At 72.0% G+C, this 23,545-nt stretch carries 25 protein-coding genes; 15 read left to right on the forward strand and 10 right to left on the reverse strand.

Annotated features, from left to right (window positions below; translation table 11 throughout):
- Positions 1–27: 27 nt before the first annotated feature.
- The 5 genes from AB0G11_RS29895 to AB0G11_RS29915 form a co-directional block, all read right to left on the reverse strand.
- On the reverse strand, positions 28–1,848 hold the full coding sequence (locus tag AB0G11_RS29895; protein WP_219504746.1) for a UvrD-helicase domain-containing protein: 1,821 nt from the start codon (positions 1,846–1,848) through the stop codon (positions 28–30).
- A gap of 3 nt (positions 1,849–1,851) precedes the next feature.
- Entirely contained in the window at positions 1,852–4,074 is a 2,223-nt protein-coding gene (locus AB0G11_RS29900) for a hypothetical protein (protein WP_357589942.1), read from the reverse strand.
- Positions 4,075–4,219: 145 nt separating this feature from the next.
- Complete coding sequence (locus AB0G11_RS29905; protein ID WP_219504750.1) at positions 4,220–4,996, reverse strand: methyltransferase domain-containing protein; 777 nt, start codon at positions 4,994–4,996, stop codon at positions 4,220–4,222.
- Positions 4,997–5,096: 100 nt separating this feature from the next.
- Entirely contained in the window at positions 5,097–6,158 is a 1,062-nt protein-coding gene (locus tag AB0G11_RS29910) for an ABC transporter substrate-binding protein (RefSeq protein ID WP_219504751.1), read from the reverse strand.
- 17 nt (positions 6,159–6,175) lie between these two features.
- Positions 6,176–6,406 (reverse strand): hypothetical protein, encoded by a 231-nt coding sequence (locus AB0G11_RS29915; protein WP_219504753.1) that lies wholly within the window; start codon positions 6,404–6,406, stop codon positions 6,176–6,178.
- A gap of 115 nt (positions 6,407–6,521) precedes the next feature.
- Between AB0G11_RS29915 and fdxA the strand changes: the two genes are divergently transcribed.
- The 3 genes from fdxA to AB0G11_RS29930 all read left to right on the forward strand — a co-directional run bounded on the left by fdxA (position 6,522) and on the right by AB0G11_RS29930 (position 8,759).
- On the forward strand, positions 6,522–6,845 hold the full coding sequence (gene fdxA, locus AB0G11_RS29920; RefSeq protein ID WP_219504899.1) for a ferredoxin: 324 nt from the start codon (positions 6,522–6,524) through the stop codon (positions 6,843–6,845).
- Between the two features lie 74 nt (positions 6,846–6,919).
- The gene (gene dapC, locus AB0G11_RS29925) at positions 6,920–7,990 is read left to right on the forward strand and encodes a succinyldiaminopimelate transaminase (RefSeq protein WP_219504755.1); all 1,071 of its coding nucleotides are present in this window, start codon (positions 6,920–6,922) and stop codon (positions 7,988–7,990) included.
- Between the two features lie 100 nt (positions 7,991–8,090).
- Positions 8,091–8,759 carry a DUF4178 domain-containing protein gene (locus tag AB0G11_RS29930; RefSeq protein ID WP_246644764.1) on the forward strand — a complete coding sequence of 223 codons (669 nt, stop codon included), beginning with the start codon at positions 8,091–8,093 and terminating at the stop codon, positions 8,757–8,759.
- Here the strand turns inward: AB0G11_RS29930 and AB0G11_RS29935 are convergent.
- On the reverse strand, positions 8,756–9,622 hold the full coding sequence (locus AB0G11_RS29935) for a hypothetical protein (RefSeq protein ID WP_357589944.1): 867 nt from the start codon (positions 9,620–9,622) through the stop codon (positions 8,756–8,758). The genes AB0G11_RS29930 and AB0G11_RS29935 overlap by 4 nt on opposite strands.
- Here AB0G11_RS29935 and AB0G11_RS29940 point away from each other — a divergent pair.
- The 6 genes from AB0G11_RS29940 (at position 9,621) to AB0G11_RS29965 (ending at position 14,547) form a co-directional block, all read left to right on the forward strand.
- Positions 9,621–10,457 (forward strand): 2,3,4,5-tetrahydropyridine-2,6-dicarboxylate N-succinyltransferase, encoded by an 837-nt coding sequence (locus tag AB0G11_RS29940; RefSeq protein WP_219504757.1) that lies wholly within the window; start codon positions 9,621–9,623, stop codon positions 10,455–10,457. The genes AB0G11_RS29935 and AB0G11_RS29940 overlap by 2 nt on opposite strands.
- Complete coding sequence (gene dapE / locus AB0G11_RS29945; RefSeq protein ID WP_219504759.1) at positions 10,457–11,512, forward strand: succinyl-diaminopimelate desuccinylase; 1,056 nt, start codon at positions 10,457–10,459, stop codon at positions 11,510–11,512. The genes AB0G11_RS29940 and dapE overlap by 1 nt, the downstream gene beginning before the upstream one ends.
- Positions 11,513–11,776: 264 nt before the next feature.
- Complete coding sequence (locus AB0G11_RS29950) at positions 11,777–12,520, forward strand: TIGR00730 family Rossman fold protein (RefSeq protein WP_308125741.1); 744 nt, start codon at positions 11,777–11,779, stop codon at positions 12,518–12,520.
- Between the two features lie 11 nt (positions 12,521–12,531).
- Entirely contained in the window at positions 12,532–13,116 is a 585-nt protein-coding gene (locus tag AB0G11_RS29955; protein WP_219504763.1) for a TIGR00730 family Rossman fold protein, read from the forward strand.
- Between the two features lie 55 nt (positions 13,117–13,171).
- On the forward strand, positions 13,172–13,990 hold the full coding sequence (locus tag AB0G11_RS29960; protein WP_357589946.1) for a hypothetical protein: 819 nt from the start codon (positions 13,172–13,174) through the stop codon (positions 13,988–13,990).
- Positions 13,987–14,547 (forward strand): DNA-3-methyladenine glycosylase I, encoded by a 561-nt coding sequence (locus tag AB0G11_RS29965; protein ID WP_219504767.1) that lies wholly within the window; start codon positions 13,987–13,989, stop codon positions 14,545–14,547. The genes AB0G11_RS29960 and AB0G11_RS29965 overlap by 4 nt, the downstream gene beginning before the upstream one ends.
- Here AB0G11_RS29965 and AB0G11_RS29970 read toward each other — a convergent pair.
- Together AB0G11_RS29970 and AB0G11_RS29975 are read right to left on the reverse strand one after the other, a co-directional pair.
- Entirely contained in the window at positions 14,532–15,311 is a 780-nt protein-coding gene (locus AB0G11_RS29970; RefSeq protein WP_357589948.1) for an enoyl-CoA hydratase-related protein, read from the reverse strand. The two genes, AB0G11_RS29965 and AB0G11_RS29970, sit on opposite strands and share 16 nt — an antisense overlap.
- A gap of 20 nt (positions 15,312–15,331) precedes the next feature.
- Positions 15,332–16,108, reverse strand: a complete 777-nt coding sequence (locus AB0G11_RS29975) for a PaaX family transcriptional regulator C-terminal domain-containing protein (protein WP_308125732.1) — start codon at positions 16,106–16,108, stop codon at positions 15,332–15,334.
- Between the two features lie 181 nt (positions 16,109–16,289).
- Here AB0G11_RS29975 and AB0G11_RS29980 point away from each other — a divergent pair, with 181 nt between their 5' ends.
- Both AB0G11_RS29980 and AB0G11_RS29985 read left to right on the forward strand, forming a co-directional pair.
- Positions 16,290–16,457, forward strand: a complete 168-nt coding sequence (locus AB0G11_RS29980) for a DUF3117 domain-containing protein (protein WP_020545024.1) — start codon at positions 16,290–16,292, stop codon at positions 16,455–16,457.
- Between the two features lie 78 nt (positions 16,458–16,535).
- Positions 16,536–17,945, forward strand: coding sequence for a leucyl aminopeptidase (locus tag AB0G11_RS29985; RefSeq protein WP_357589950.1), 1,410 nt, complete (start codon positions 16,536–16,538; stop codon positions 17,943–17,945).
- Between the two features lie 24 nt (positions 17,946–17,969).
- Here the strand turns inward: AB0G11_RS29985 and AB0G11_RS29990 are convergent, their stop codons facing one another.
- A complete protein-coding gene (locus tag AB0G11_RS29990; RefSeq protein ID WP_219504775.1) occupies positions 17,970–18,608 on the reverse strand; it encodes an O-methyltransferase in 639 nt (212 codons plus the stop codon).
- 161 nt (positions 18,609–18,769) lie between these two features.
- On the opposite strand from AB0G11_RS29990, the gene sigE reads away from it, so the two are divergent.
- The 4 genes from sigE (at position 18,770) to AB0G11_RS30010 (ending at position 22,221) form a co-directional block, all read left to right on the forward strand.
- Entirely contained in the window at positions 18,770–19,411 is a 642-nt protein-coding gene (gene sigE / locus AB0G11_RS29995) for an RNA polymerase sigma factor SigE (RefSeq protein WP_219504778.1), read from the forward strand.
- 1 nt (position 19,412) lies between these two features.
- Positions 19,413–19,940, forward strand: coding sequence for an anti-sigma factor (locus tag AB0G11_RS30000; RefSeq protein ID WP_357589952.1), 528 nt, complete (start codon positions 19,413–19,415; stop codon positions 19,938–19,940).
- A gap of 164 nt (positions 19,941–20,104) precedes the next feature.
- Positions 20,105–21,778, forward strand: coding sequence for a trypsin-like peptidase domain-containing protein (locus AB0G11_RS30005; RefSeq protein ID WP_246644766.1), 1,674 nt, complete (start codon positions 20,105–20,107; stop codon positions 21,776–21,778).
- Between the two features lie 89 nt (positions 21,779–21,867).
- Positions 21,868–22,221 (forward strand): sec-independent translocase, encoded by a 354-nt coding sequence (locus AB0G11_RS30010; RefSeq protein WP_219504782.1) that lies wholly within the window; start codon positions 21,868–21,870, stop codon positions 22,219–22,221.
- 42 nt (positions 22,222–22,263) lie between these two features.
- Here the strand turns inward: AB0G11_RS30010 and AB0G11_RS30015 are convergent, their stop codons facing one another.
- On the reverse strand, positions 22,264–23,403 hold the full coding sequence (locus tag AB0G11_RS30015) for an Mrp/NBP35 family ATP-binding protein (protein WP_219504784.1): 1,140 nt from the start codon (positions 23,401–23,403) through the stop codon (positions 22,264–22,266).
- Positions 23,404–23,545 lie beyond the last annotated feature (142 nt).

Below are 23,545 nucleotides of genomic sequence, written 5' to 3' on the forward strand. Positions count from 1 at the left end.
AAGATATCCGCAGTTCAGACTATGTGATCAGAAGGACAGAAAGGGGCTACCTCTTCCGGAATGGGATATGTAGAGCAATGATCGGGCACGCGTGCACGCGACGAACAGCATGCTCCGCTCCCGCTGCAACGCCCTGGCCCGGGCCCCCGGATCGTCGGGCGGACGCTCGGGGACGACGCCCTCAGCCACCCCGATCAGCGCCACCCGGTCGAACTCCAGGCCCTTCAGATGCGCGAACGCCGACACCCGCACCGGCACGTCCCGCAACGCCCGCCGGGCCGCGCGCACCTGCTCCGGGCCGCGCGCGCCCACGGCGATCCGGTCCGCCGGCACGCCGTCATCCAGCCAGGCAGCGATCACGCTCTCCAATCCGGACAGCTCCGCCTCGGGCGACTCGAAGGCCCGCACCACCGGCCGCGCACCGAAGTGCGAGCCGCGGAAACCGTACATCGCCGACATGCCCTTGACCAGCCCATCGGCCGGACCGCCGCCACGCACCCGCACCGCGAACGCCAGCGTCTCGCGCGAGAGCCGGTGCGACAGCCGAAGCTCGTGCGACTCGGCCGGGATGCCCACCGCGCCCAGCGCCACCCGCGTGTCGGTCACCCGCTGGTGCGGGTCCCCGACGACGAACAGGTCGTCGTGCGCGCGCGGCGCCGCCGCGCGCAGCAGCCGCCACTGCGCCGGGCTCACGTCCTGCCCCTCGTCCACCACGATGTGACGGTACGGTTTGCGCCCCGGCTCCAGCTCGTCGAGCACGTCGCCCGTCGTCCTGGCCAGCAGCCGCAGCGCCTCCTCGGTCAGCTCGGCCATGCTCCGCGCCCCCGGCCCGACCAGCGCCGGACGCCGCCCCTCCGCCAGGCCCACGATGCGCATCGCCAGCCGTTCCGGATTGTCCACGTCGATCCGCTTGCGCAACGCCACGTCCCGCACGAGCAGGTCCAGCCGCGTCGCCAGGTCCTCCGCCAGCCCCTGCGAGAACGTCACCAGCAGCACCGGCCCGCGCCCGTGCGCCGCCAGATGCGCCGCCCGGTGCAGCGCCACCACCGTCTTGCCGGTGCCCGCCCCGCCCACCACCAGCACCGGACGCTCGTAACGCGCCGCCCTGGCCAGCCGATGCTGCGGCGGATGCACGTACGTGCACCACTCCGGCGCCGTCAGCACCTGGTCCAGCTCCGACTTGTCCGCCGCGAACGCCGCCCGGTCCGGGCTGCGCAGCAGCGCCGCGTGCAGATCCTCCGGATCGACCGGCTCCTCCGGCTCCGCCAGCGCGCGGCAGCCGTCCAGCTCCCGCCACGCCTCCGTCAGCGTGCCGCCCCTGGCCAGCACCGCCAGCGGCAGATACTGCGTCGGCGGAAGCAGCGGCTCCAGCGCCTCCAGGTCCGCCTCGGTCGTCACGAGCCGCACCAGAGGCAGCGCCCGCGCGTCGATGCCCAGCGCCAGCAGATCACCATCACAGATCCGCTCGAACAGCCGCGAAGCCCCCGCCGACCGGCGTAACGCCGGCTCCACCCGCTCCAGCGCCTGCGCGTCCCACTCCTCGACCACGCCGATCACCGGGTTGACGCCGTAACGATGCCGCTGCGCGAACGACCAGGCGTCCGCGTCCGGCAGCACCGTGCGCAGCCAGTAGACGTCCCGCTGCCGCACCACCACCCCGCGCAGCCCCTCGGCCAGCCGCAGCGTCGCCACCCGCGCGTCCCGGCCGCCCCGCACCCGCTCGGGATGCGGCGCGCCCGCCACGTTCAGCAGGAACCGCCGCAACGCGACCACGGCGTCCCTGCGCACCGGCTGGGCCAGTGCGCTGAGCTCCCTGGGGGACTCAGGGCCGATCGCGAGCCGCGGCACGGCTCAGTCCAGAAGGCCGAGCAGGTCGCGGTCCCCGCGCTCACGGAGCCTGGTGAGCAGCTCGGGCAGCCCCACCGGGCCGGTCATCCCGATCCGCGTCGCGATCACCCGGGCCGCCTGCTCCCGCGTGCCGCCCGGAGCCGTGTAACCGACCAGGCGCAACGCCTTGGTGATCTTCTCGGCGCCCTGCGCGGCCACCGGCAGGTGCCGGGCACGCAGCACGCCCTCGTCCGACAGCGTCAGGAACAGGTGGCCGCCCTCCTTGGCGCCCACGTCCACCAGCAGCCGCTCGATCGACTCCAGCACCGGCCTGCCGTGCCAGGTCATCGTCAGCTCACCCGCCGCGCTCCTGACCGTCCTGCTCTCACCCGGCGACAGCCCCAGGTAGGAGGCGAACCCGGTCGGCAGCGCGCACTCGCCTCCGGCGAGCTGCTCGGCCGTCACGTCGATCCGCAGCCACCAGCGCCCGTCCGGCTGGCGGAAGCAGCGGCGGGTCTGCGACACGTCCTTCAACGGCTGGTACGGCTTGCCGTGCTCGCCCGAGTTCCCGTTGCCGTCCCCCGGCACCGGCACGGCCGGGGCGAACGCCTGGAACTGGGACGGCACCGGATCCGGCGGCACGAACCCCGGCGGCAGCGCCCCCAGCGGCCCGAGAGACCCGAGCGGCGTCGGCGGCTGCAACGGCGCCGGGGCCGGCTTCGGCGTGAACGCCGACGGGGCCGGGGGCGCCGGAGGTGCCTGAGGGACGGGCGGCGCCGGCGGTCCGGGTGGCGGCGCCGGCGGGCGCGGCGGCAGCGTCGCCAGCACGAACTGCCACGCGGGCACCTCCAGCGCGCGGATCTCCACCCCGTGCCAGTCGGCCGCGTCGATCAGCCGCTCCTTCGGCGCCGCCGGGCCGATCGTCCTGCGCAGCTCGTCCAGATGCGCCCGGTACGGGGCCGCCTCCTCGCTGGCCAGCCAACTGTCCAGCTTCGCCCAGAGCCGCTCCTCCGTGGCGGAGATCTCCGCCGGCGGCACCGCGAACAGCTTCGCCAGCTGGTCCACGGCCGACGGCTGGTCGGTGAACACCCGGTTCTGCGCGACGGCCCAGCTCTTGTCGTCCAGCCCGGCGAACGCCGCCTCGATCAGCTCAGGCAGCTCACCCGCCTGCGCCGACCCTTCCCCGGCGGAGTCCTGGCCGCCCGCCTCCTCGGCCCCCTCACCCCAGCCGGCCTGCGCAGCGAAGGCCCCAGCGGGCTCATCCGCGGCGTGCTCCTCGTCGGCGGCGGCATCCTCGTGCTCGCGCTCGTCGTCGTCGGCGGCGTCCTCACGGTCGTCGGCGGGGGCCGCGTCCTCGTGCTCCTCCGCGAGGGCCGCGTCTCCGGCCTCTTCGGCGGAGGCGGCGTCCTGGCGTTCGTCCTCTTCGGAACGGTCACCCTCGGCGGCGGGGTGCGGGGCCTCCTGGGGCGCGCCGTCCGCGGCGAAAAGCGCGGCCGCGCGCTCCTCCACGGGAGCCGCGTCCTCGTGCTCCTCGGCGGCGGCGCGCTCGCGCTCGTCGTCGGCGGCGTCCTCACGCTCCCCAGCGGCGGTGCCGTCCTCACGCTCCTCGGGGGAGGTGGCGTCTGCGCGCTCCTCCTCCCCATCCGGACGCCCGCCCTCGGCGGCGGGGCGCGGGAGCTCCTGGGGCGCGCTGTCCGCGGCGAGGGGCGCGGCTGCGGCCTCCACAGCGGGCGCCGCGTCCTCGGCGGGGGCGGCGTCCTCGGGCTCATCGTTCTCGGGACGTTCGCTCGCGACGGCGGGGAGGGGCGTGGCGGGGAGTTCGCGCTCGTCGTCGAGGGTGACCGCACTGGACCCGGGGCCGGCCCAGGCGCCGGCGCCCGGGGCCAGCCGGTGGAGTGCGGCCGAGAAGAGGGTGCCGAGCACGGGCCGGGCCTGGATGAACGGCTGGTCGGCCAGCTCGCGCCCGGTGAGCGCCAGCAGCCCCGGCCACGACCCCGCGCGGTCGAGCGCGATCGCGACGTGCGGTTCGTCCGCCTCGTCGGGGTCGAGCACGTGCAGCGCGGGCAGGATGTCGCCCACGGCGGCGGCGGGCCAGTGCTCCAGGGCGATCTCGGTGAGGAGTTCGCCGAGCGATTCCGGTCCGATGGCGGCGAGCACCCGGGGCATGGGCAGGCTGCGCCACCAGGCGTCCGGCAGGTCCGGCTGCCCGGTGAGCAGCGTGATCGTGGACGAGTCGCTCCACCTCAACGGTGGTACGAGGTCGCTCAGGCAGAAGTTCATCCCGTTCCGTTCACCAGCCCCTCACGCCGCCGTCTTGTAGCGGTGCCATCGTCGTCGCCCACGGAACAGACCATAGTCCGGCAAAACAGCCCTACGCATCATGCACTACGCATCAGCGTCGAACGGCGGCAAACCGTAGGCGCACGTAGTCGGCCATCCAGCCGCTCTCCCTGCGAAGGGCGGGCGCGGCGAGCTCGTTCACCCGCTGGAGCAGGGGTTCCACGAGGTCCTGGGGCAGCCCGTCGAGCGCCGAGGCGGCGAACATGCGCACCCAGTCGGCGGCCCCGCGCGGGCATTCGTCGAGCGGGGTGGGCCGGTCGAAGTACTCCAGCAGCCGCACGACGAAGCCTTCCTGCTCCAGGCGGCGGGCGTACTCGGCGGGGGTGGGGAAGTACCACGGCAGTTCGGGCTCGCGCAGGCCGTGCTCGCGCCAGGCGGTGAGCATCGCGGCGGTGAGCTCGGCGCAGTTGCCGGAGCCGCCCATCTCGGCGACGAAGCGCCCGCCGGGGGTGAGGGCTTCGCGCACGCTGGCGATGACGGCGGAGGGCTCGCGGCTCATCCAGTGGAGCGCGGCGTTGGAGAAGACGGCGTCGTACGGCCTGGCCACGGTGAAGTCGTGGCCGTCGCCGACGATGAAGTTCATGCCGGGGTACTGCGCGATGGCCTTCTCGATCATGGCGGCGGAGCCGTCGATGCCGAGCACCTCGGCGCCGCGGAAGGCGATCTGCGCGGTCAGCACCCCGGTGCCGCAGCCGAGGTCGAGAACCCGTTCGCCCGGTTGGGGGTCGAGCAGGTCCACGAGCGGCGCGCCCTGCGTGGACACGTAGCCGAAGCTGCTGTCGTAGGCGCGACTGTTCCACCGCTCCACGCTCGGTGTGTCGTATCGCAAGCCGATCAGCTCTCATTCGTCAGACATCGGGCCCCCGTGGCCGTGCTGTCCGTTCACTTTAGAGCCAATTGTCGCTACGACATATCAGGTCACTTCAGGCTCATCCCACGCTGCGCGCCCACTCCTTCCTCAGGTACGCCTTGGCGGCGTCCGTCTGCGGGATGGTCAGCAGCACGGGCGGCCCGGGGGCGACCGGCAGCTTGGCCGCCTGCTCGGTGTCGAGCGTGCCCTTCATCAGCATGGCCTCGCCGCGCGCCGGCCTGGCGTACCCCTTCTGGAACAGGTTCTGGCCCTCGTCGGAGAAGAGGAACTCCTGCCACAGCCGGGCGGTGGCCGGGTGCGGGGCGTCCTTGTTGATCGCCTGTACGTGGTAGGCGCCCAGTTCGGCGCCGCGCGGGATCGTCACCTTCCAGGAGGTGGCGTCCTGGGCGGAGCGGGCGGCGTTGAGGTGGTCCCAGTCGACGATCACGTTCGCGTGGGCCGGGTCGGTGAGCTGCCCGGCCTGCTTGAGCCTGCCGAACAGGTCGACGGCGCGCTTGGGCTGCGGCATGCCGCCCTGCAGCGACGCCGCCATCACGCCCTTGAACGCCGCGGCCGAGCGCAGCGGGTCGCCGTCGAGCGCCACCTTGTAGCCGGGCTTGAGCAGGTCGCTGAAGGACGCGGGGGCGGGCACGGCACGCGGGTCGTACCCGAGCGACATGTAGCCCCCGTAGGCGGCGTACCAGGCGCCGCGCGGGTCCTTCACGTGGTCGGGCAGGTCGAGCCAGCCCTGCACCTTGTACGGCGCGAACCGGTGCGCGTTGGCCACGGCCACGTCCATCGTCAGGTCGAACACGTCGGGTTTGAGCTGTGCGGCGGCGTCCAGCGAGCGCTTGCTGTTGGCCCCGGGCTCCAGTTCCTTGACCTCGATGCCGTACTTGTCGGCGAACGTGTCGATGATCTCGCCGTAGTTGACCCAGTCGCGGGGCAGCGCGATCACGTGCAGCGTGCCCTCCTGCTTGGCGGCCTGGGCCAGGCGCTCCATGCTGGTGAAGCCCTCCTTCATGGAGGCGGCCCTGGCGTTGACCGGCGGCCCCGTCGGGGCGGCTTCTTGGGTGGACGACGCGCCGCATCCGGCGCTGGCGAGGATGGCTACTGCGGCGGCGCAGGTACGTACGGTCACAAGCTGAATACTTACGGTTACTTCCGCCCGGGTCGAGGAGGCGCGGCGGGAACGACGCGCCCGGCCACCAGCGTTTCCTCGGAAATCTCCACCAGGGTGCCGTCGCGCTTGCGGACGCGCAGCACGCCGCCCTCCCACGATTCGAGGATTCCCACGGCGTCGCGGAACCCTCCGGGCACCTTCCGGCGTGTGGTGATCCGTGCGCCGATGTCCGCGGCTGAGATAGTGATGACGAGGCGAGCGGCCACGAGTTTGCCACCCTCCGTTTCAGCCGGGGTCCGGGCACGGCAATACTAGGGCCTAGCAAACCGCGGTCAGAGTCATGCCATGGTGCGGAATGGTGCGGAGAAGAAGGAGCTCGAGGTGACCTACGTCATCGCGCAGCCTTGCGTGGACGTCCTGGACAAGGCGTGCATCGAGGAGTGCCCCGTCGATTGCATCTACGAGGGCGAGCGCATGCTTTACATCCACCCCGACGAGTGCGTGGACTGCGGCGCGTGTGAGCCTGTGTGCCCGGTCGAGGCGATTTTCTACGAGGACGACCTTCCCGAGCAGTGGAAGGACTTCTACAAGGCCAACGTCGACTTCTTCGAGGACCTGGGCTCGCCCGGCGGCGCCTCCAAGGTCGGCAAGATCGAGAAGGACCACCCGGTGGTGGCGGCCCTGCCGCCGCAGGCCGAGGGATAGCGGGCGCAGGCACGCCCGCGGGTGCTCTGCCCGCGGGTCGTTCCCGCATGTACGGCGCCCGACCAAGGAGAAACGTGAACAACCTGCCCGACTTTCCCTGGGACCGGCTGGAGCCGTACAAGGAACGCGCCCGCGCCCATCCCGACGGCATCGTCGACCTGTCGGTCGGCACGCCCGTCGACCCGGTGCCCGCGCTCGTCCGTGACGCGCTCGCCGGGGCGGCGAACAGCCCCGGCTATCCCTTCACGCACGGCACGAAGGCGCTGCGCGAGGCCGCGGCCGGCTGGCTGCGCCGCAGGCACGGCGTCAGCGTGGGCGAGCAGGACGTGCTGCCGCTGATCGGCTCCAAGGAGTTCGTGGCCTGGCTGCCGACCTACCTGGGCGCCAGGCGGGTGGTCTTCCCCGAGCTCGCCTACCCGACCTACGACGTGGGCGCGCGGCTGGCCGGGGCCGAGGCGACGGCCGCCGACGGGCTGCTGAAGCTCGGGCCGGAGCGCGCCGACCTGGTCTGGGTCAACTCGCCCGGCAACCCCACCGGCAAGGTGCTGCCTGTCGAGCACCTGCGCAAGGTGGTGGCGTGGGCGCGCGAGCGCGGCGCGGTCGTGGCGTCCGACGAGTGCTACATCGAGCTGGGCTGGGAGGACCGGCCGGTCTCGATCCTGCACCCGGACGTCTGCGGCGGCTCGCACGAGGGGCTGCTGGCGGTGCACTCGCTGTCCAAGCGCTCCAATCTGGCCGGCTACCGCGCCGGGTTCGTGACGGGCGATCCCGTCCTGGTCAAGAGGCTGCTGGAGATCCGCAAGCACGCCGGCATGCTGATGCCCCAGCCGGTGCAGGCGGCGATGACGGTGGCGCTCGGCGACGACGCGCACGCCGACGCGCAGCGCGAGCTCTACGCGGCCCGGCGGGCGGCGCTGCGGCCCGCGCTGGAGGCGGCCGGATGGCGGATCGACCATTCGACGGCAGGGCTGTACTTCTGGGCCACTAACGGGCAGAACTCCTGGGACCAGGTAAGCAAGCTTTCCGAAATCGGCATATTGGTCGCGCCGGGCGAATTCTATGGATCAGCAGGTGAGCGGCACGTGCGCATCGCGCTCACGGCCACTGACGAACGGATCGGTGCGGCGGTGCGCCGCCTCCAGTAGGATCGCCCCGCAAGCGCCCCTTCCCGGGGGGTGACATCCGCGAGCACAAATAGATATCGGTCGTTTGCCTAGGCGAACCGCGAGTGGAGCGAGCCGAACGATGAGCATGACCTCCGTGGTCGTCCTCGGGCTGAGCATCGCCACCGTCCTCCTCCTTCTGGGGGCCTTCCTGGCCACCCTCCGCCAGGACAGGAAAGGCCGCACGACAGCGCCACCGGTCGAGGCCGCTCCCGTCGAGCCCCCGCTGCCGGCGCCGGTCAGCGAGCCCGCGCATGCCGGTGCCGACTACACCGACCCGCGCACCATCAAGGTCGGCGACAAGATCGAGGTGTACGGGGCTCCCGCCCGCGTGCTCGGCGCGATGCACCTGTCCTGGCAGGGCCAGCAGTGGATCGAATACCGGCTGCGCGACGCCGCCCGGCGCGTCCAGTGGCTGTCCGTCGAGATGCGCCAGGGCCCGGCCGCCGGCGACCCGCCCTTCCTGGAAGTGCTGCTCTGGACCGGAGTGCCGACCCAGGGCATGGTCCCCGCCCGCAGCTCGCTGGTCATGGACGACGTCGAGTTCCACCCGCTGGAGCGCGGCACCGCCGCCTTCCGCTCCGAAGGCAACACCGGCGCCCCCGACCGGGGCCTGCTCGACTTCGCCGACTACCGCGCCACCGACGGCCGCCTGCTCTCCTTCGAGCGCATCCAGGGCCAGGCGTGGACCGCCTCCTACGCCCAGCCGCTCCCGCCCGGCTCCATCTCGATCGTCAGCCGCGCCACCTAGGCGAGCTCGACCTGCCTGGCCCCCGCCTTGCCGCCTTCCTTCCAGCCGGTCGTCTCGACGTCGTTGACCCAGGTGGCCCCGCTATAGGCGACCTGGGTCAGGCCGTACTCCTGCGCGTGGGCCACCGACCAGGCGGCGATCAGCCACCCGCGCTTCTCACTGGTGACGGCGGCGCTGCCGAGCGCCCGGGTGAGCTGGCGGCGCGCCTCCCGGGTCCGCGCCTTGCGGGCCGCCTGCGTGACGCCGGGGTCCGACGGATAGACGCAGTGCACGGCCCTGGGCAGCCTGCCGGTGAACGCCGCGGCGAGGATGCGGGCGTCGTGCTCGTGCTGGGCGTAGGCGTAGCCGGCGGCCGAGCGCTGCACCGCCTGGGCCGCGTCGGCGATCGGCATCTTGCGGTAGCCCTTGACCTTGGCCAGCGCGGCGAAGAACTTGTTGGCCGAGTAAACAGGGTCCATGATCTGCTTCTTGGTGCCCCAGCCCTGCGACTCGCGCTGCTGGAAGACGCCCACCGAGTCGCGGTCGCCGTAGTTGACGTTGAAGAGCTTCGACTCCTGCAGCGCGGTCGCGTAGGCGATCACCACCGCCCTCTCGGGCAGCTTGCGCCGCGCCGCGACGGCCGCGATCGTGGCGGCGATCTGCGCCTGCTCGACGTCCAGGCTGAGGGCGACCTGGTCCTTGGTGAGCGCGACGCAGCCCGGCTCCGTGACGGCCAGCGGCTTGGCCCGCTTGAGCAGCTGGTAGAGGCCGAACGAGATGGCCACGGCCAGGACGACGACGATCACCGCGATGGTGACGACGCCGCGGGAGAAGCGCAGGTGCACGCAGAAGAACCTACCCGGCCAGATAGGCTCCGTGGCCATGACAGACGTGAGCACCATGTCACCGTTGCCGGCGGTGATCGACGAGCTGTGGGAGCGTCGTGCGGAGTTGTCGGCTGCTGACGCGGAGGCGCGCCACGCGGTGGTCGCCGCCGTGGACCTGCTCGACACCGGCAAGGCCCGCGTCGCCCAGGTGACCGGCGACGGCCTGGTGGCGGTCGACGAGCGGGCCAAACGGGCGATCCTGCTGAGCTTCAAGGTGCTCGGCATGGCCAGGTCCCAGGTGGGCGACTTCCAGCACCACGACCGGGTGCCGCTCAAGAGCACCTTCGACGGCGTGCGGGTGGTGCCGGGCGCGATCGCGCGCTGGGGCTCCTACCTGGCTCCGGGCGTGGTGCTCATGCCGTCGTTCACCAACATCGGCGCGTACGTGGACTCCGGAACCATGGTCGACACCTGGGCCACGGTCGGCTCGTGCGCGCAGATCGGCCGCGACGTCCACCTGTCGGGCGGCGTCGGCATCGGCGGCGTGCTGGAGCCCCCGAACGCCGTCCCGGTCGTGGTCGAGGACGAGGCGCTGATCGGCAGCCGCGCGATGATCGTCGAAGGGGCCCGGGTGGGCCGCGGCGCGGTCGTCGGAGCGGGCACGATCCTGTCGGCCTCCATGCCCGTCATCGACGTCCACACCGGCGAGGAGCTCGGCCGCGGCCGCGTCCCCGACTGGTGCGTGGCCGTGGGCGGCACCCGTCAGAAGGAGTTCCCCGGTGGCACGTTCGGCCTGCCGTGCGTGCTCGTGCTCAAGCGTCTGGAGCCGGGGCAGCGGCACGACAAGGCAGCGCTCAACGACGTGCTGCGCGAACACGGAGTGAACACCTGATGCTCGACCTCACCCAGGACGTACGCACACTGACCGCCCGCATCGTCGACGTCGAGTCGGTGAGCGGCGCCGAACAGGCCCTCGCGGCCCAGGTCGAGCAGGCGCTGACCGCGCTGCCCCACCTGAAGGTCGACCGGTCCGGGCAGACCGTCGTCGCCCGCACCGAGCTCGGCCACGCCGAGCGGGTGCTGATCGCCGGCCACCTCGACACCGTCCCCGTCGCCGCCAACCTGCCCAGCCGCGTCGACGGCGACCTCCTGTACGGGTGCGGCACGTCCGACATGAAGGCCGGGGTGGCCGTCGCGCTCAAGCTGGCCGCCACGGTGCCCGCCCCCGTGCGCGACGTCACGTACGTCTTCTACGACTGCGAGGAGATCGAGGCCGACCGCAACGGCCTCACCCGCGTCGCCCGCGACCACCCCGACTGGCTCGCCGCCGACTTCGCGGTGCTGATGGAGCCCACCGACGGCGTCATCGAGGGCGGCTGCCAGGGCACGCTGCGCGCCGACGTCGTCGTGCCCGGCAAGCGCTCCCACAGCGCCAGGTCGTGGTACGGCATCAACGCCATCCACCGCGCCGAGCCGATCCTGGCCAGGCTCAACGCGTACGAGGCGCGGCTGCCGGTGGTCGACGGGCTGGAGTACCACGAGGGGCTCAACGCCGTCGGCGTCCGCGGCGGCGTCGCCGGCAACGTGATCCCCGACGAGTGCGTGGTCACCGTCAACTACCGTTTCGCCCCCGACCTCACGATCGAGCAGGCGCAGGAGCACGTGCGCGACGTCTTCGACGGGTACGAGGTCCGCTTCGTCGACGCGGCGCCCGGGGCGCGGCCCGGCCTGACGCACCCGGTGGCCGCCGCGTTCACCGCCGCCGTGGGCGGCACCCCGAGGGCCAAGCTCGGCTGGACGGACGTGGCGCGCTTCTCCGCGCTCGGCGTGCCGGCCGTCAACTACGGCCCCGGCGACCCCAACCTGGCGCACCAGCAGGGCGAATACGTGTCGCTGACGCGGATCGTGGAGAGCGAGCAGGCGATGCGCACCTGGCTGACGACCTGACACCCGGCAGACAACATGAAAGTGGCTCTCCTCGCCGGCCATTTGGCGGGGAGAGCCACTTTCAGTCCCGAGCAGCACCCTCGCCGGTTAGACGCAGGGTTCGCGAAATTCGGTTCCAGGTTTCCCGGGAAGTTTTTCAAGATTCTTCCGAGCCGGGTAGACGTGGAGTTCGGGCACGATCCGCACCACACGAAGGGCTAGCGTGAACTCATGAAATCAACCCGCCGGGAAAGGCGTCAGGGGCAGGCGGTCGTACGCGGCGACATGGTCCCCTCCTCCACCCACGACCAGCGGCTGCTCGCCCGACAGGGCCCGGCCGACTGGGTGCACATGGACCCGTGGCGGGTGCTGCGCATCCAGTCGGAGTTCGTCGAGGGCTTCGGCCAGCTCGCCGAGCTGCCCAGGGCCGTCACCGTGTTCGGCTCCGCCAGGACCCCCGGCGACTCGCCCGAGTACGCGGCCGGCCGCGCCCTCGGCAGCGCGCTGGCCAAGGCCGGCTACGCCGTCATCACCGGCGGCGGGCCCGGCGTCATGGAGGCGGCCAACCGCGGCGCCTCCGAGGTCGACGGCGGCGTGTCGGTCGGGCTCGGCATCGAGCTGCCCTTCGAACAGCGCATGAACGACTACGTGGACCTCGGCATCGAGTTCCGCTACTTCTTCGTGCGCAAGACCATGTTCGTCAAGTACTCCTGCGGCTTCATCGCCCTGCCCGGCGGCTTCGGCACGCTCGACGAGCTGTTCGAGGCGCTGACGCTGGTCCAGACGCACAAGGTCACCTCCTTCCCCGTCGTGCTCATGGGCAGCGAATACTGGGGCGGCCTGATCGAATGGATCAAGGGCACGCTGCTCGGCACCGGCAAGATCGCGCCGCAGGACCTCGACCTGATCACCGTCACCGACGACGTGGACGAGGCCGTCAGCATCATCGTCGAAGCCGACCGGGCCCGCTCCCAGCAACGCGAGGAGGAGATCCGGGCCACCCAGTCGCAGGTCGCCGAGCCGCAATAGGCTGGCTCCTCGTGAACATCTGCGTCTACTGCTCCTCCAGCCAGAACATCGACGGCAAGTACCTCCGCCTCGCCTCCGACGTGGGCACCGAGCTCGCCAAGCGCGGCCACACGCTGGTGAGCGGAGGCGCCACCGTGTCCTGCATGGGCGCCGTCACCACCGCCGCCCGCGCCGCCGGCGGCCACACCGTCGGCGTCATCCCCCAGGTGCTCGTCGACATCGAGGTCGCCGACCGCGACTCCGACGAGCTGATCATCACCGCCGACATGCGCGAGCGCAAAGGCGTCATGGACGCCAGGTCCGACGCCTTCCTCGTCCTCCCCGGCGGCATCGGCACGCTGGAGGAGCTGTTCGAGATCTGGACCGCGCGGGTGCTCGGCATCCACGACCGGCCGCTGGTCATCCTCGACCCGTGGGGCCTCTACGGGCCGCTCAAGGAGCTGATCGTCGGCATGCACGACGCCGGGTTCACCCGCGCCGGGGTTTTCGACGCCATCGCCTGGACCACCACCCTGGAAGAGGCGTTCGACCAGCTCGAAGGCCGTGCCACCCCCGTCAGGCCGAGCGTCGCCGAGCTCGGAGAGGCCGTCGGCTGAGCGGGATGCGGCAAGTGCGGGACTCATGCCTCCGTGGTATGAGTACGATGCCAATGTGCTGGTCATACTCGCCATTGCCGCGCTCGCCATCCTGGCCTGCGTGGTGCTGGTCTCCCTCGGCAGGGGCGGTGAGCTGACCGAGTTCCCGCCGGACGTGCCGCCGCTCAACCTTCCCGAAGCCGGCAAGCTCACCGCCGTCGACTTCATGGCGCTGCGGCTGCCCGTCAACCTCGTCGGCTACCACACGCAGTCCGTCGACGAGACCCTGCGCCGGGCCGCCAACGCGATCAGCGCCCGCGACACGCGGATCGCCGTGCTGGAGCAGCGGGTGTCGGAGCTGCTGTCGAGCCGGTTGCACGCGCGCCAGGAGGTCTACGCGGCCCCCGGCGCCGGTCTCCGCACCGACCACGAGCCCCCGGCCGCCCCCCACACCCTCCCCGACCCGGACCCCACACCATCGCCCGCCACCGTGACGGCCTCCGAGGAGCCCGCCCCCGGTGAGGGCGCCGCCGCAGGGGAGGCCGTGAGCGCCTCCCCGGCGGAGCCCCCCGTTCCCGGTGAGGCGGCTGTCCCGGAAGAGACCGCTTCCACAGGGGAGGACGTCGCGCACGACGCCGAGCCGCCCGCGCCCGCCGAGCCGCCCGCGCCCGCCGAGCCGTCGGCGTCCGGCGAAGCCGCGAGCGCCTCCGTGGAGCCCGCCGCCTCCGACGAGGCCGCCGACGAGGTCGCCGTCCCTGGTGAGGGGGCCACCGCGTCCGGCGAGGTCACGTACGTTGACGGGGTGGACGGCGCGGAGCGGGCCGGAGGCGGTCCGGCGCAGAACGGCGAGGGGGAGACGGTGCGGGTGGCGCGGGACGGGGACGAGCGGGCGTGAGCGAGGTGATCCGCTGCTCGTGGACGGGGATGACGGACCCGGTCTACATCGCCTACCACGACGAGGAGTGGGGCCGCCCGGTGCGCGGCGACGACGGGGTGTTCGAGCGCGTGACGCTGGAGGCGTTCCAGTCGGGCCTGTCGTGGCTGACGATCCTGCGCAAGCGGGAGAACTTCCGCCGGGCCTTCGACGGGTTCTCGATCCCGAAGGTGGCGGGCTACACGGACAAGGACGTGGAGCGGCTGCTGGGCGATCCGGGGATCGTGCGCAACCGGGCCAAGGTGGAGGCGGCGATCGGCAACGCGCGGGCGGCGCTGGAGCTGCCGGACGGCATTTCCGAGCTGGTCTGGAAGTATGCCGATCCCGACTCGCCGGTGCCCGCGTCGATGGCCGACGTGCCCGCCGTCACCCCGGCGTCCAAGGCGCTGGCCAAGGAGCTGAAGGGGCGCGGCTTCAGGTTCGTCGGGCCGACCACCGCCTATGCGTTGATGCAGGCGATCGGCCTGGTCAACGATCACATCGAGGGCTGTGTGGCGAGGAGTCAGGCGGGCCGGTGAAAGACGGGGCGTTCCTTGTTGAGGAACGCCTTGGTGGCGGCCAGGTGGTCGTCGGTGGCGACGCATTCGTCCTGGAGGTCGGCTTCCAGGGCGAGCGATTCGGGCAGTGAGTGCGTCGCGGCGTGGGCGAGTGCGCGCTTGGTGGCGGCGTACGCCTGGGTGGGTCCTTGCGCGAGGCGGGCGGCCAGGTCGGCGGCGGCCTCGGCAAGCGCGTCGGCGGGGACGACGCGGTTGACCAGGCCGAGCTCCAGGGCGCGGGCGGCGTCGATGGGCTCGCCGAGCAGCATGATCTCGGTGGCGCGGCCGAGGCCGACCAGGCGTTGCAGCGTCCAGGAGGCGCCGGAGTCGGGCGCGAGCGCGATGCCGGCGAAGGCGAGCGCGAACTTGGCCTTGTCGGAGGCGACGCGCAGGTCGCAGGCGAAGGCGAGGGAGGCTCCCGCCCCGGCGGCGACGCCGTTGACGGCGGCCACGACGGGCTTGGGCATGGTGGTGATGAGCTCGACGATCGGGTTGTAGTGCCGGCGCACGGTGTCGGCGAGGCCGCGGCCGGCGTCGAGGTTGGCGGCGTGCTCGCGCAGGTCCTGGCCGGCGCAGAAGGCGCGGCCGGAGCCGGTGAGCAGGACGGCGCGGACGCCGGGGTCGGCGGCGGCCTTCCGGAGCGCGTCGAGGAGCGCGTCCTTGAGGCCGGCGGTCAGCGAGTTCATGGCGTCGGGGCGGTCGAGCGTGATGGCGGCGACGGCGTCGCGCACGTCATAGCGGATCAAGGCGTCTCCCTCAGCGGCGGTCAATGCATCTCCCTGTCGACGAACGCGGCGGCCGTGGGCAGCAGCCGGGCGGCCTCCTGCTCGAAGTAGGCGCGGGCCTTCTCGCCCGGCCAGCCGGCCGGCAGCAGTTCGGGCGGCAGGCCGGGGTCGCGGAACAGGAAGTTGCGCCATCCGTGCACGAGCCTGCTCCTGGTGGCGAACACCCGGTCGGGCGGGGCCCCGTCGGGCAGGGCGCTGATCAGCGTGACAGCCTCGGCGTGCCATTGCTCGTACGCCTCGCCGATGGCGGTCAGATCCCAGGCGCGGGAGACCAGCTCGCACGGGTCGCCTTCGAGCGCGGCGTCGAACCGGTCGGCGCGCACGCCCTCGGCGTCCAGCAGGTTGTCCAGCTCGGCGGAGGAGTGCGGGCCGATCCAGGTCGTCTCGGACAGCGCGGCGTAGCCGAGGAACGTCAGCTCGGCCCTGATCCGCTCGCGGCGCGCCCGGTCTCTCACGGAGCCGAAAACGATCACGTGCCAGCGGCCGTGCCAGGTCACCGTCCCGGCTCGGTAAATTCTCAGCGCCGCCTCGTCCAGCCGTCTGACGCACTTCGGAGTGAGCCCGTACCCGGGTCCCCGGGGCAGTTTGACGGGCCGCAGCCAGCCCTGCCTGACCATGCGCGAAACGGCGGTACGCACGGCGGGAGCGGCGATTTCCAGCGGTCGCATGAGGCGGACGAGAGCGGCCACGGACGCCTGCCCACCGCGTGAGCGCAGGTGGTCTCCATACAGGTCGAACAGGGCGGCGCGTGCATGCACGAAGTCCAGTTTGGCCGCCTTCGCCCCCCTGGACAACGCATTCTGGGAGGAGATCGTTACCCATGAGGGCTCTCGATGCGGGAGAATAGGACATCACAGAAGACGTGAATGCGCCGACCACCCCCCACGGGCGGTCGGAAATCGCGGGCCGCGGGAGCCCAAGGCAGGAAGGGATGCACGCATGGCGGCGATGAAGCCGCGGACCGGCGATGGTCCGCTCGAGGTCACCAAGGAAGGGCGCGGCATTGTCATGCGGGTCCCCCTGGAGGGCGGCGGCCGGCTCGTCGTGGAGATCTCCGCCGACGAGGCGAAGGCCCTCGGCGAGGCGTTGAAGAACGTCGTCGGCTGAGAGATCCCGGGACAGGTTTGACCCACGACCCTGGCGTACGCCCGTCGCCAGGGTCGCTGACGTTGGAGGAGAGCGAACGTGCCCATTGAGACCGCTGCGTCGGTGGTCGCCGAGGTTCCCGCGGACGCCGCGTTGCTGGCCGTCCCGTACTCGGCGGACCTGGACCCGCCGGCCGTGGTCGACCTGCGCGTGCCGGTCGCGGGGCTGTTCGCCCACTACGAGGCCAAGGGCGAGGCCGGCGAGATCGTCGAGGTTCCCGTAGCGCGCGGCGACGGCGTCGGCCGCGTGCTCCTCTACGGCGTGGGCGACGGTTCGCCGCGCGCCCTGCGCAAGGCCGCGGCCGCGCTGACCCGCCGCGTGCGCGGCCAGGACGAGCTCGTGGTGCTGACGCCCGAGGGCGACGTGACGGCGTTCGCCGAGGCCGCGCTGCTGGCCGCCTACTCCTTCAAGATCGGCGCGCCGGGCAGGCAGCCGGTGGCGGCGCTGACGTTCGCGGGCGCCGACGAGGGCCAGGTGCGGCGCGGCGAGAGCGTGGCGCGGGCCGTGGCGCTCGCCCGCGACCTGGCCAACACGCCGTCGTCGGTGAAGAACCCGGCCTGGCTCGCCGACCGCGCCGCCGAGCAGGGCCTGCCGGTGCGCGTGTGGGACGAGGAGGCGCTGCGGGCCGAGGGGTTCGGCGGCATCCTGGGGGTCGGCCAGGGCTCGGCCAGCCCGCCGCGGCTCATCCAGCTCTCCTACACGCCCGCCGAGCCGGCCGCGCGGCACGTGGTGCTGGTGGGCAAGGGCATCACGTTCGACTCGGGCGGCCTGTCGCTCAAGCCGACCGACAACATGAAGACGCAGAAGACGGACATGGCGGGCGGCGCCGTGGTGATCGCCGTCCTCGGCGCGCTGGCCCGGCTGGGCGCGCCCGTGCGCGTCACCGGCCTGATCGCCGCCGCCGAGAACATGCCGTCCGGCACCGCCCAGCGGCCCAGCGACGTCATCAGGCAGTACGGCGGCCGCACGGTCGAGGTGCTCAACACCGACGCCGAGGGCAGGCTGGTGCTGGCCGACGCGCTCGCCTACGCCGACGCCGAGCTCGACCCGGACGTGGTCGTCGACATCGCCACGCTGACCGGCGCGATGAGCGTGGCGCTCGGGCGCAACGTCGGCGGCCTCTACGCCACCGACGACGAGCTGGCCGGCCAGCTCGTGGCGGCCGGGCGGGAGAGCGACGACAGGCTGTGGCGGATGCCGCTGATCGACGACTACGCCGACGGGCTGCGCTCGTCGGTGGCGGACCTGGCCAACATCGAGGTCGGCTCCACCTACGGGGCCGGGTCGATCACGGCGGCGCTGTTCCTGCGGGAGTTCGCCGGGAAGCGGCCCTGGGCCCACCTGGACATCGCGGGCGTGGGGCGCAGCACGGTCGACGAGGGCGTGCTGACCAAGGGCGCCACAGGCTTCGGCGTGCGGGTGCTCCTGGAGTGGCTGACCCGCTCCTGACGGCCCGTACGGAGCGCGTACGGGCTAGTCGGCGATCTTGATGGCGGCGAGCAGGCCGTCGCCGAGCGGCATGAGCACCGAGCGCAGCCGGTCGTCGGTCTGCACCAGCTTGCCCAGCTCGCGCAGTGAGACCGTGTCGGGGTCGCGCTGGGCGGGGTCGGCGACCCGGTTGTGCCACAGCACGTTGTCGAAGGCGACGATGCCGCCCACGCGCAGCAGGCGCACCGCCTCGGCCAGGTAGTCGGCGTACTCCTGCTTGGCGGCGTCGGCGAAGACCAGGTCGTAGCCGCCGTCGGACAGGCGGGGCAGCACGTCGAGCGCGCGGCCGGCGATCAGCCGCACCCGGCCGCCGGAGAACCCGGCCTCGGCGAACGCTTGCCGGGCCAGCCGCTGGTGCTCGGGCTCGACGTCGACGCTGGTCAGCGTGCCGTCGGAGCGCATGCCTCGCAGCAGCCAGAGCCCCGAGACGCCGCAGCCGGTGCCGACCTCGACGACCGACTTGGCGTTGACCGCCGTGGCGAGGAAGCACAACGCCGCGCCGCCGCCGGGAAGGATGGGCGTGGCGCCCATCTCCAGCCCGCGCTGCCGCGCCGCGTGCAAGATCTCATCTTCCTGATGGAACTGCTCCGCATAGGCCAGAGTGGCCTCTACCGGACTGGTCATCGGCCTCCTCCCCCCACTTTCGTGCGATTGGTCACCGATCGCAGCCTAGGGGAGACACGCCGGGACGGGAACTCAGGAGGCCCCCGAGGCGTTGCAGGTTTAAACGGGCTTTGCCGGTCCTGAAGGCAGCCAGTGCGCATGAAGGGACAAAACCAGGCACTATGGCGGTAGCGGTGGTCCCAAAGAGAGGAGTTCTGGTGGACGAAAGTGACCACCAGGCCGAGACTCCGACGAGCATGTCCGAATCCGACTGGACTCCCCCCACATGGGAGGAAGTAGTGCGGACGCATTCCGCACGCGTCTATCGCCTGGCTTACCGCCTGACCGGCAACGTCCACGACGCCGAGGACCTCACCCAGGAGGTCTTCGTCCGCGTCTTCAGGTCGCTGTCGAGTTACACCCCGGGCACGTTCGAAGGCTGGCTGCACCGGATCACGACCAACCTGTTCCTCGACATGGCGCGGCGCAAGCAGCGCATCAGGTTCGAGGGGCTGGCCGACGACGCGGCGGAGCGACTCCGTGGCCGCGAGCCGTCGCCGGCGCAGGCGTTCGACGACGCGCACCTCGAGCCGGACATCCAGGCCGCGCTCGACGCGCTCGCCCCGGAGTTCCGGGCCGCGATCGTGCTGTGTGACATCGAGGGCCTGTCGTATGAGGAGATCGCGGCCACGCTCAGCGTCAAGCTGGGCACGGTCCGGAGCCGCATTCATCGTGGCCGGGCGCAGTTGCGGGAGGCGCTCGACCATCGGGCTCCCCGTAATTCCCAACTCCCCCCGACCGTTACCCGTGGGGAGGAAGTCTGATATGGCTCATCTTGGAGAACGCGTATCCGCGCTGGTCGACGGAGAACTCGGCCACGCCGATCGTGAGCGCGCGCTCGCGCATCTGACATTCTGCGCTGACTGCAGGCGGGAGGTCGAGTCGGTGCGGGCGCTGAAGTCGCGCCTGCGCTCGCTCGACGGCCCGTCGATGCCGGCCGACCTCACCATGTCGCTGCTGCGCATGGCCGAGCCGGGCGGCCCGTTGCCGCCCCGCGAGCGGCCGTTCCCGGCCCGGACGTTCGGAGGTGTGCCGATCCCGGGCCCGCACAGCATCGCCCCTTTGGACAACAGGCCCCGCAGGGGCGCCAGTGGTGGCGCTTCTTCGGGGCCGGGCCGAGGCGGTAGGCGGCGCACCGCGTACGTGGCCGTCAGCGTGGTCTCGGCGGCCGTGGCGCTCGGCACGTTCTTCGCCGTGTCGGGCGGCGGCCAGACCACCGCGCCTCCGGTCGAGCTCGTCAAGCGGGTGCAGAACTCGCCCTCGACCGCGCAGACGAGCGCGCCCACGCCTTGACCGGTTCGCTCCTGGGATACTCGGGATGGCGTAGTCCATGGCGTGGTGGGCATACGATCTGAGATCGGGATTTGTCGGGCGATTTTGCTGACAATTGCTTTACGACTCTCGTATGCCGATCACGCCATGATTGCGGTGTCCGAGCAAGGAGTGGTGAGTAGTAGATGACCGACGAGACGCGCCCCGACGATGGACGCACGCCGTCGGACAACCCTGATCCACAGGGGCGGCCGGAGTTCCTGCCCGCCGGCGACCAGCCGGAGCGGCGGCCCGAGCCGGGCTGGGGCGCACCGTCGGGCGAGCCCGGCGACACCACGATCTACGGCTCCCCGCCGCACACGTTCGGCTCTCCGGAGTTCGGTTCACCGGAGTTCGGCTCGCCTGAGGGGGTCAGGGGCGACACACGCGCCTACGAGACCCCCTCCTTCGGTTTCGGCAACCCGGGCGGCGAAGGCCCCTCCTACGCCCCTCCGGGCCCCGAGAGGCCGCCCTACGGGCTCAGCAGCCCCAGCGGCGAAAGCCCCGCCTACGGCTTCGCCAGCCCCAGCGGCGAGAATCCCTCGTTCGGCTTCGGCAACCCCGGCGGCGAAGGCCCGGCGTTCGGCCGGCACGGCACGCCGCCCCCGCCCCAGCGCGCGCTCGGCATGGGCGCCGGATGGGCGCCGCCTCCCGGCGGGTTCGGCGGCGGCGCGATGGCGCTGCCCCGGCGCGGGCCCAGCACCTCGTTCCTGATCGTGCTCGCCGTCGTCATCGCGCTCGTGGCCTCCCTGCTCGGCAGCGTCGGCACGTACCTGCTGACCAGGCCGGGCAGCGGCACCGACCCGAGCTTCAACCTCGGCGCCGCGCCCACCGGCAACACCAACAGGCCGCCCGAGTCGGTGGCCGGGGTGGCCTCGCGGGTGCTGCCCAGCGTGGTGTCGCTGGAGGTCGGCAACGTCGGCAACACCGAGGGCGCCTCGGGCTCCGGCTTCCTGATCAAGGACGGCTACGTGGTGACCAACAACCACGTGGTCGCGCTCGCGGCCAAGGGCGGCGAGATCAAGATCCAGTTCAACAACCGCAAGACCACCACGGCCCGCATCGTCGGCCGTGACCCCGGCTCCGACCTGGCCGTGGTCAAGCCGGAGGAGACGTTCGGCACCCCGGAGATCCGGCTCGGCAACTCCGAGGAGGTCGTCGTGGGCGACCCGGTCATCGCGATCGGCTCACCGCTGGGCCTGACCGGCACGGTCACCACCGGCATCGTCAGCTCGCTCAACCGGCCCGTGATCGCGGGCGACGAGAGCGGCGCCACGGGCGAGGAGCCCGCCTACATCAGCGCCATCCAGACCGACGCCGCCATCAACCCGGGCAACTCCGGCGGCCCGCTGGTCAACGCCAGGGGCGAGGTCGTCGGCGTCAACTCGGCGATCGCCACGCTGAGCCGGTCGGTCACCAGCCAGAGCGGCAGCATCGGCCTCGGCTTCGCCATCCCGGTCAACCAGGCCCGCCGCGTCGCGCAGGAGCTCGTCACCACCGGCAAGGCCAAGCGGCCCAAGATCGGCATCGTGCTCGACCCCGAGTGGCGGGGCGAGGGCGTCCGCATCGCCTCCGGCAACCGCAGCGGCCGCCCGCCGGTCGACGCCGGCGGCCCCGCCGAGAAGGCCGGCCTCAAGGCGGGCGACGTGATCCTGGAGGTCGACGGCCTGCGCCTGCAGGACGGCAACGAGCTCATCGCGCTGATCCGCAGCAAGGCGCCCGGCTCCAAGATCGAGATCAAGTACGAGCGCGACGACCAGGAGCACATCGCGACCCTCGTGGTCAGCGCCGACGAGGAACCCGTGCCCACCCCGTCCTGACGCGGGTGCCGACCGCTTCGCAGGAGCCCGTACTCTGTGGATAGGCCGGGGGTTTTGTCCTCGGAGCGGATGGACCGGTAGGAGCTCAGGTGTTCGGACTTGGCTGGTTGGAGATCGGCGCGCTGATCGTCATCGCGCTGCTGGTCTTCGGTCCGGAGAAGCTGCCCCAGGCGGCCGCACAGGCCGGCAAGACGCTGCGCAACCTGCGGCAGATGGCCAACAACGCGCGTGACGACCTGCGGGCCGGGCTGGGGCCGGAGTTCAAGGACTTCGACCCGGCCGACCTCAACCCGCGCAACTTCGTGCGCAAGCACCTGCTCGACGACCTCGAGGACGACTGGAACGCCAAGCCCGCGCTGGACCCCGCTCCCGCCTACGCCGCGCCGATGGCGGAGGAGCTGGGCGTGGGGGAGATCCCCCCGTACGACACCGAGGCGACCTGACGGGCCCACCCGCGTGGTGGGCCCGCCGTGATCGTGATCGTGTCAGCCCCGGTTGGGTGAAAGGCCGAGCTGCATGCCCTTGAGGCTGGAGCCGCGCTTGCTCAGGCCCGCGGCGATCGAGCGGAGCTCGGCGGCGGCGGGCGAGTCGGGGTCGGTGAGGACGAGCGGCTTGCCCTCGTCGCCGCCCTCGCGCAGCCGCAGGTCGATCGGCACCTGGCCGAGCAGCGGCACCCGGGCGCCGAGCGTGCGGGTCAGCGCGTCGGCGACCGTCTGGCCGCCGCCCTCGCCGAAGACCGCGATGCGCTCGTCGCAGTGGGGGCAGGGCAGCCAGGCCATGTTCTCGATGACGCCGGCGATCTGCTGGTGGGTCTGGGCCGCGATGGACCCGGCCCGCTCGGCCACCTCGGCGGCGGCCATCTGCGGCGTGGTGACGACCAGGATCTCGGCCCCCGGCAGGCGCTGGGCCACCGAGATGGCGATGTCGCCGGTGCCGGGCGGCAGGTCGAGGAGCAGGACGTCGAGGTCGCCCCAGTAGACGTCGGCGAGGAACTGGTGCAGCGCCCGGTCGAGCATCGGCCCACGCCACACGACCGGCGTGTTGCCCTCGGGCTTGAACATGCCGACCGAGATGACCTTGATGTCGTGCGCCACCGGCGGCATGATCATGTCTTCGACCTTGGTGGGCCGCTCGGCGGCGCCCAGCATGCGCGGGATGCTGTGGCCGTAGATGTCGGCGTCGACGATGCCGACCTTGAGGCCGCTGGAGGCCATGGCGGCGGCCAGGTTGACGGTCACGGACGACTTGCCGACGCCGCCCTTGCCGCTGGCCACCGCGAACACGCGGGTCAGCGAGCCGGGCTGGTTGAAGGGGATCTCCTTCTCCGGCCCCCGGTCGCCGCGCAGCGTGGTCTGCAACGTCTTGCGCTGCTCGGCGCTCATCACGTCGAGCTCGATCTCGACGCCGGTGACGCCGTCGAGCTTGGCGACGGACGTGGTGACGTCGCGCCGGATGGTGTCCTTCATCGGACACCCGGCCACCGTGAGGTAGACGCCGACCCGCACCTTGCCGTCTGCGGCGATGTCGATGCCCTTGACCATGCCGAGGTCGGTGATCGGGCGGCGGATCTCGGGGTCGATGACGGTGGCGAGGGCGGCCGTCACCTGTTCCTGGGTTGGTGCCATCGAAGTCTCGGCACGCCCGCGAACGAGGGTGCCGTCCCTCCTTTGCCGGTATATGTGTGACAGGCGCCTGCACGCCAGTGAGGATGCCCCTCCATGGTATGAACCAGGCGGGCCGTCCCGTTAATCCAGCGCGGTTTTAGGT

The sequence above is a fragment of the Nonomuraea sp. NPDC023979 genome, from assembly GCF_040639085.1.
Classification (GTDB): Bacteria; Actinomycetota; Actinomycetes; order Streptosporangiales; family Streptosporangiaceae; genus Nonomuraea; species Nonomuraea ceibae.

Bases quoted from the DNA above. Each gene is read 5' to 3' on its own strand.
- AB0G11_RS29930 (WP_246644764.1), top strand. From the start codon at position 8,091: ATGAGCATGACCTCCGTGGTCGTCCTCGGGCTGAGCATCGCCACCGTC.
- AB0G11_RS29940 (WP_219504757.1), top strand. From the start codon at position 9,621: ATGACAGACGTGAGCACCATGTCACCGTTGCCGGCGGTGATCGACGAG.
- AB0G11_RS29935 (WP_357589944.1), bottom strand. From the start codon at position 9,622: ATGGCCACGGAGCCTATCTGGCCGGGTAGGTTCTTCTGCGTGCACCTG.
- dapE (WP_219504759.1), top strand. From the start codon at position 10,457: ATGCTCGACCTCACCCAGGACGTACGCACACTGACCGCCCGCATCGTC.
- AB0G11_RS29950 (WP_308125741.1), top strand. From the start codon at position 11,777: ATGGTCCCCTCCTCCACCCACGACCAGCGGCTGCTCGCCCGACAGGGC.
- AB0G11_RS29980 (WP_020545024.1), top strand. From the start codon at position 16,290: ATGGCGGCGATGAAGCCGCGGACCGGCGATGGTCCGCTCGAGGTCACC.
- AB0G11_RS29990 (WP_219504775.1), bottom strand. From the start codon at position 18,608: ATGACCAGTCCGGTAGAGGCCACTCTGGCCTATGCGGAGCAGTTCCAT.
- sigE (WP_219504778.1), top strand. From the start codon at position 18,770: ATGGCGGTAGCGGTGGTCCCAAAGAGAGGAGTTCTGGTGGACGAAAGT.
- AB0G11_RS30000 (WP_357589952.1), top strand. From the start codon at position 19,413: ATGGCTCATCTTGGAGAACGCGTATCCGCGCTGGTCGACGGAGAACTC.
- AB0G11_RS30005 (WP_246644766.1), top strand. From the start codon at position 20,105: ATGACCGACGAGACGCGCCCCGACGATGGACGCACGCCGTCGGACAAC.
- AB0G11_RS30015 (WP_219504784.1), bottom strand. From the start codon at position 23,403: ATGGCACCAACCCAGGAACAGGTGACGGCCGCCCTCGCCACCGTCATC.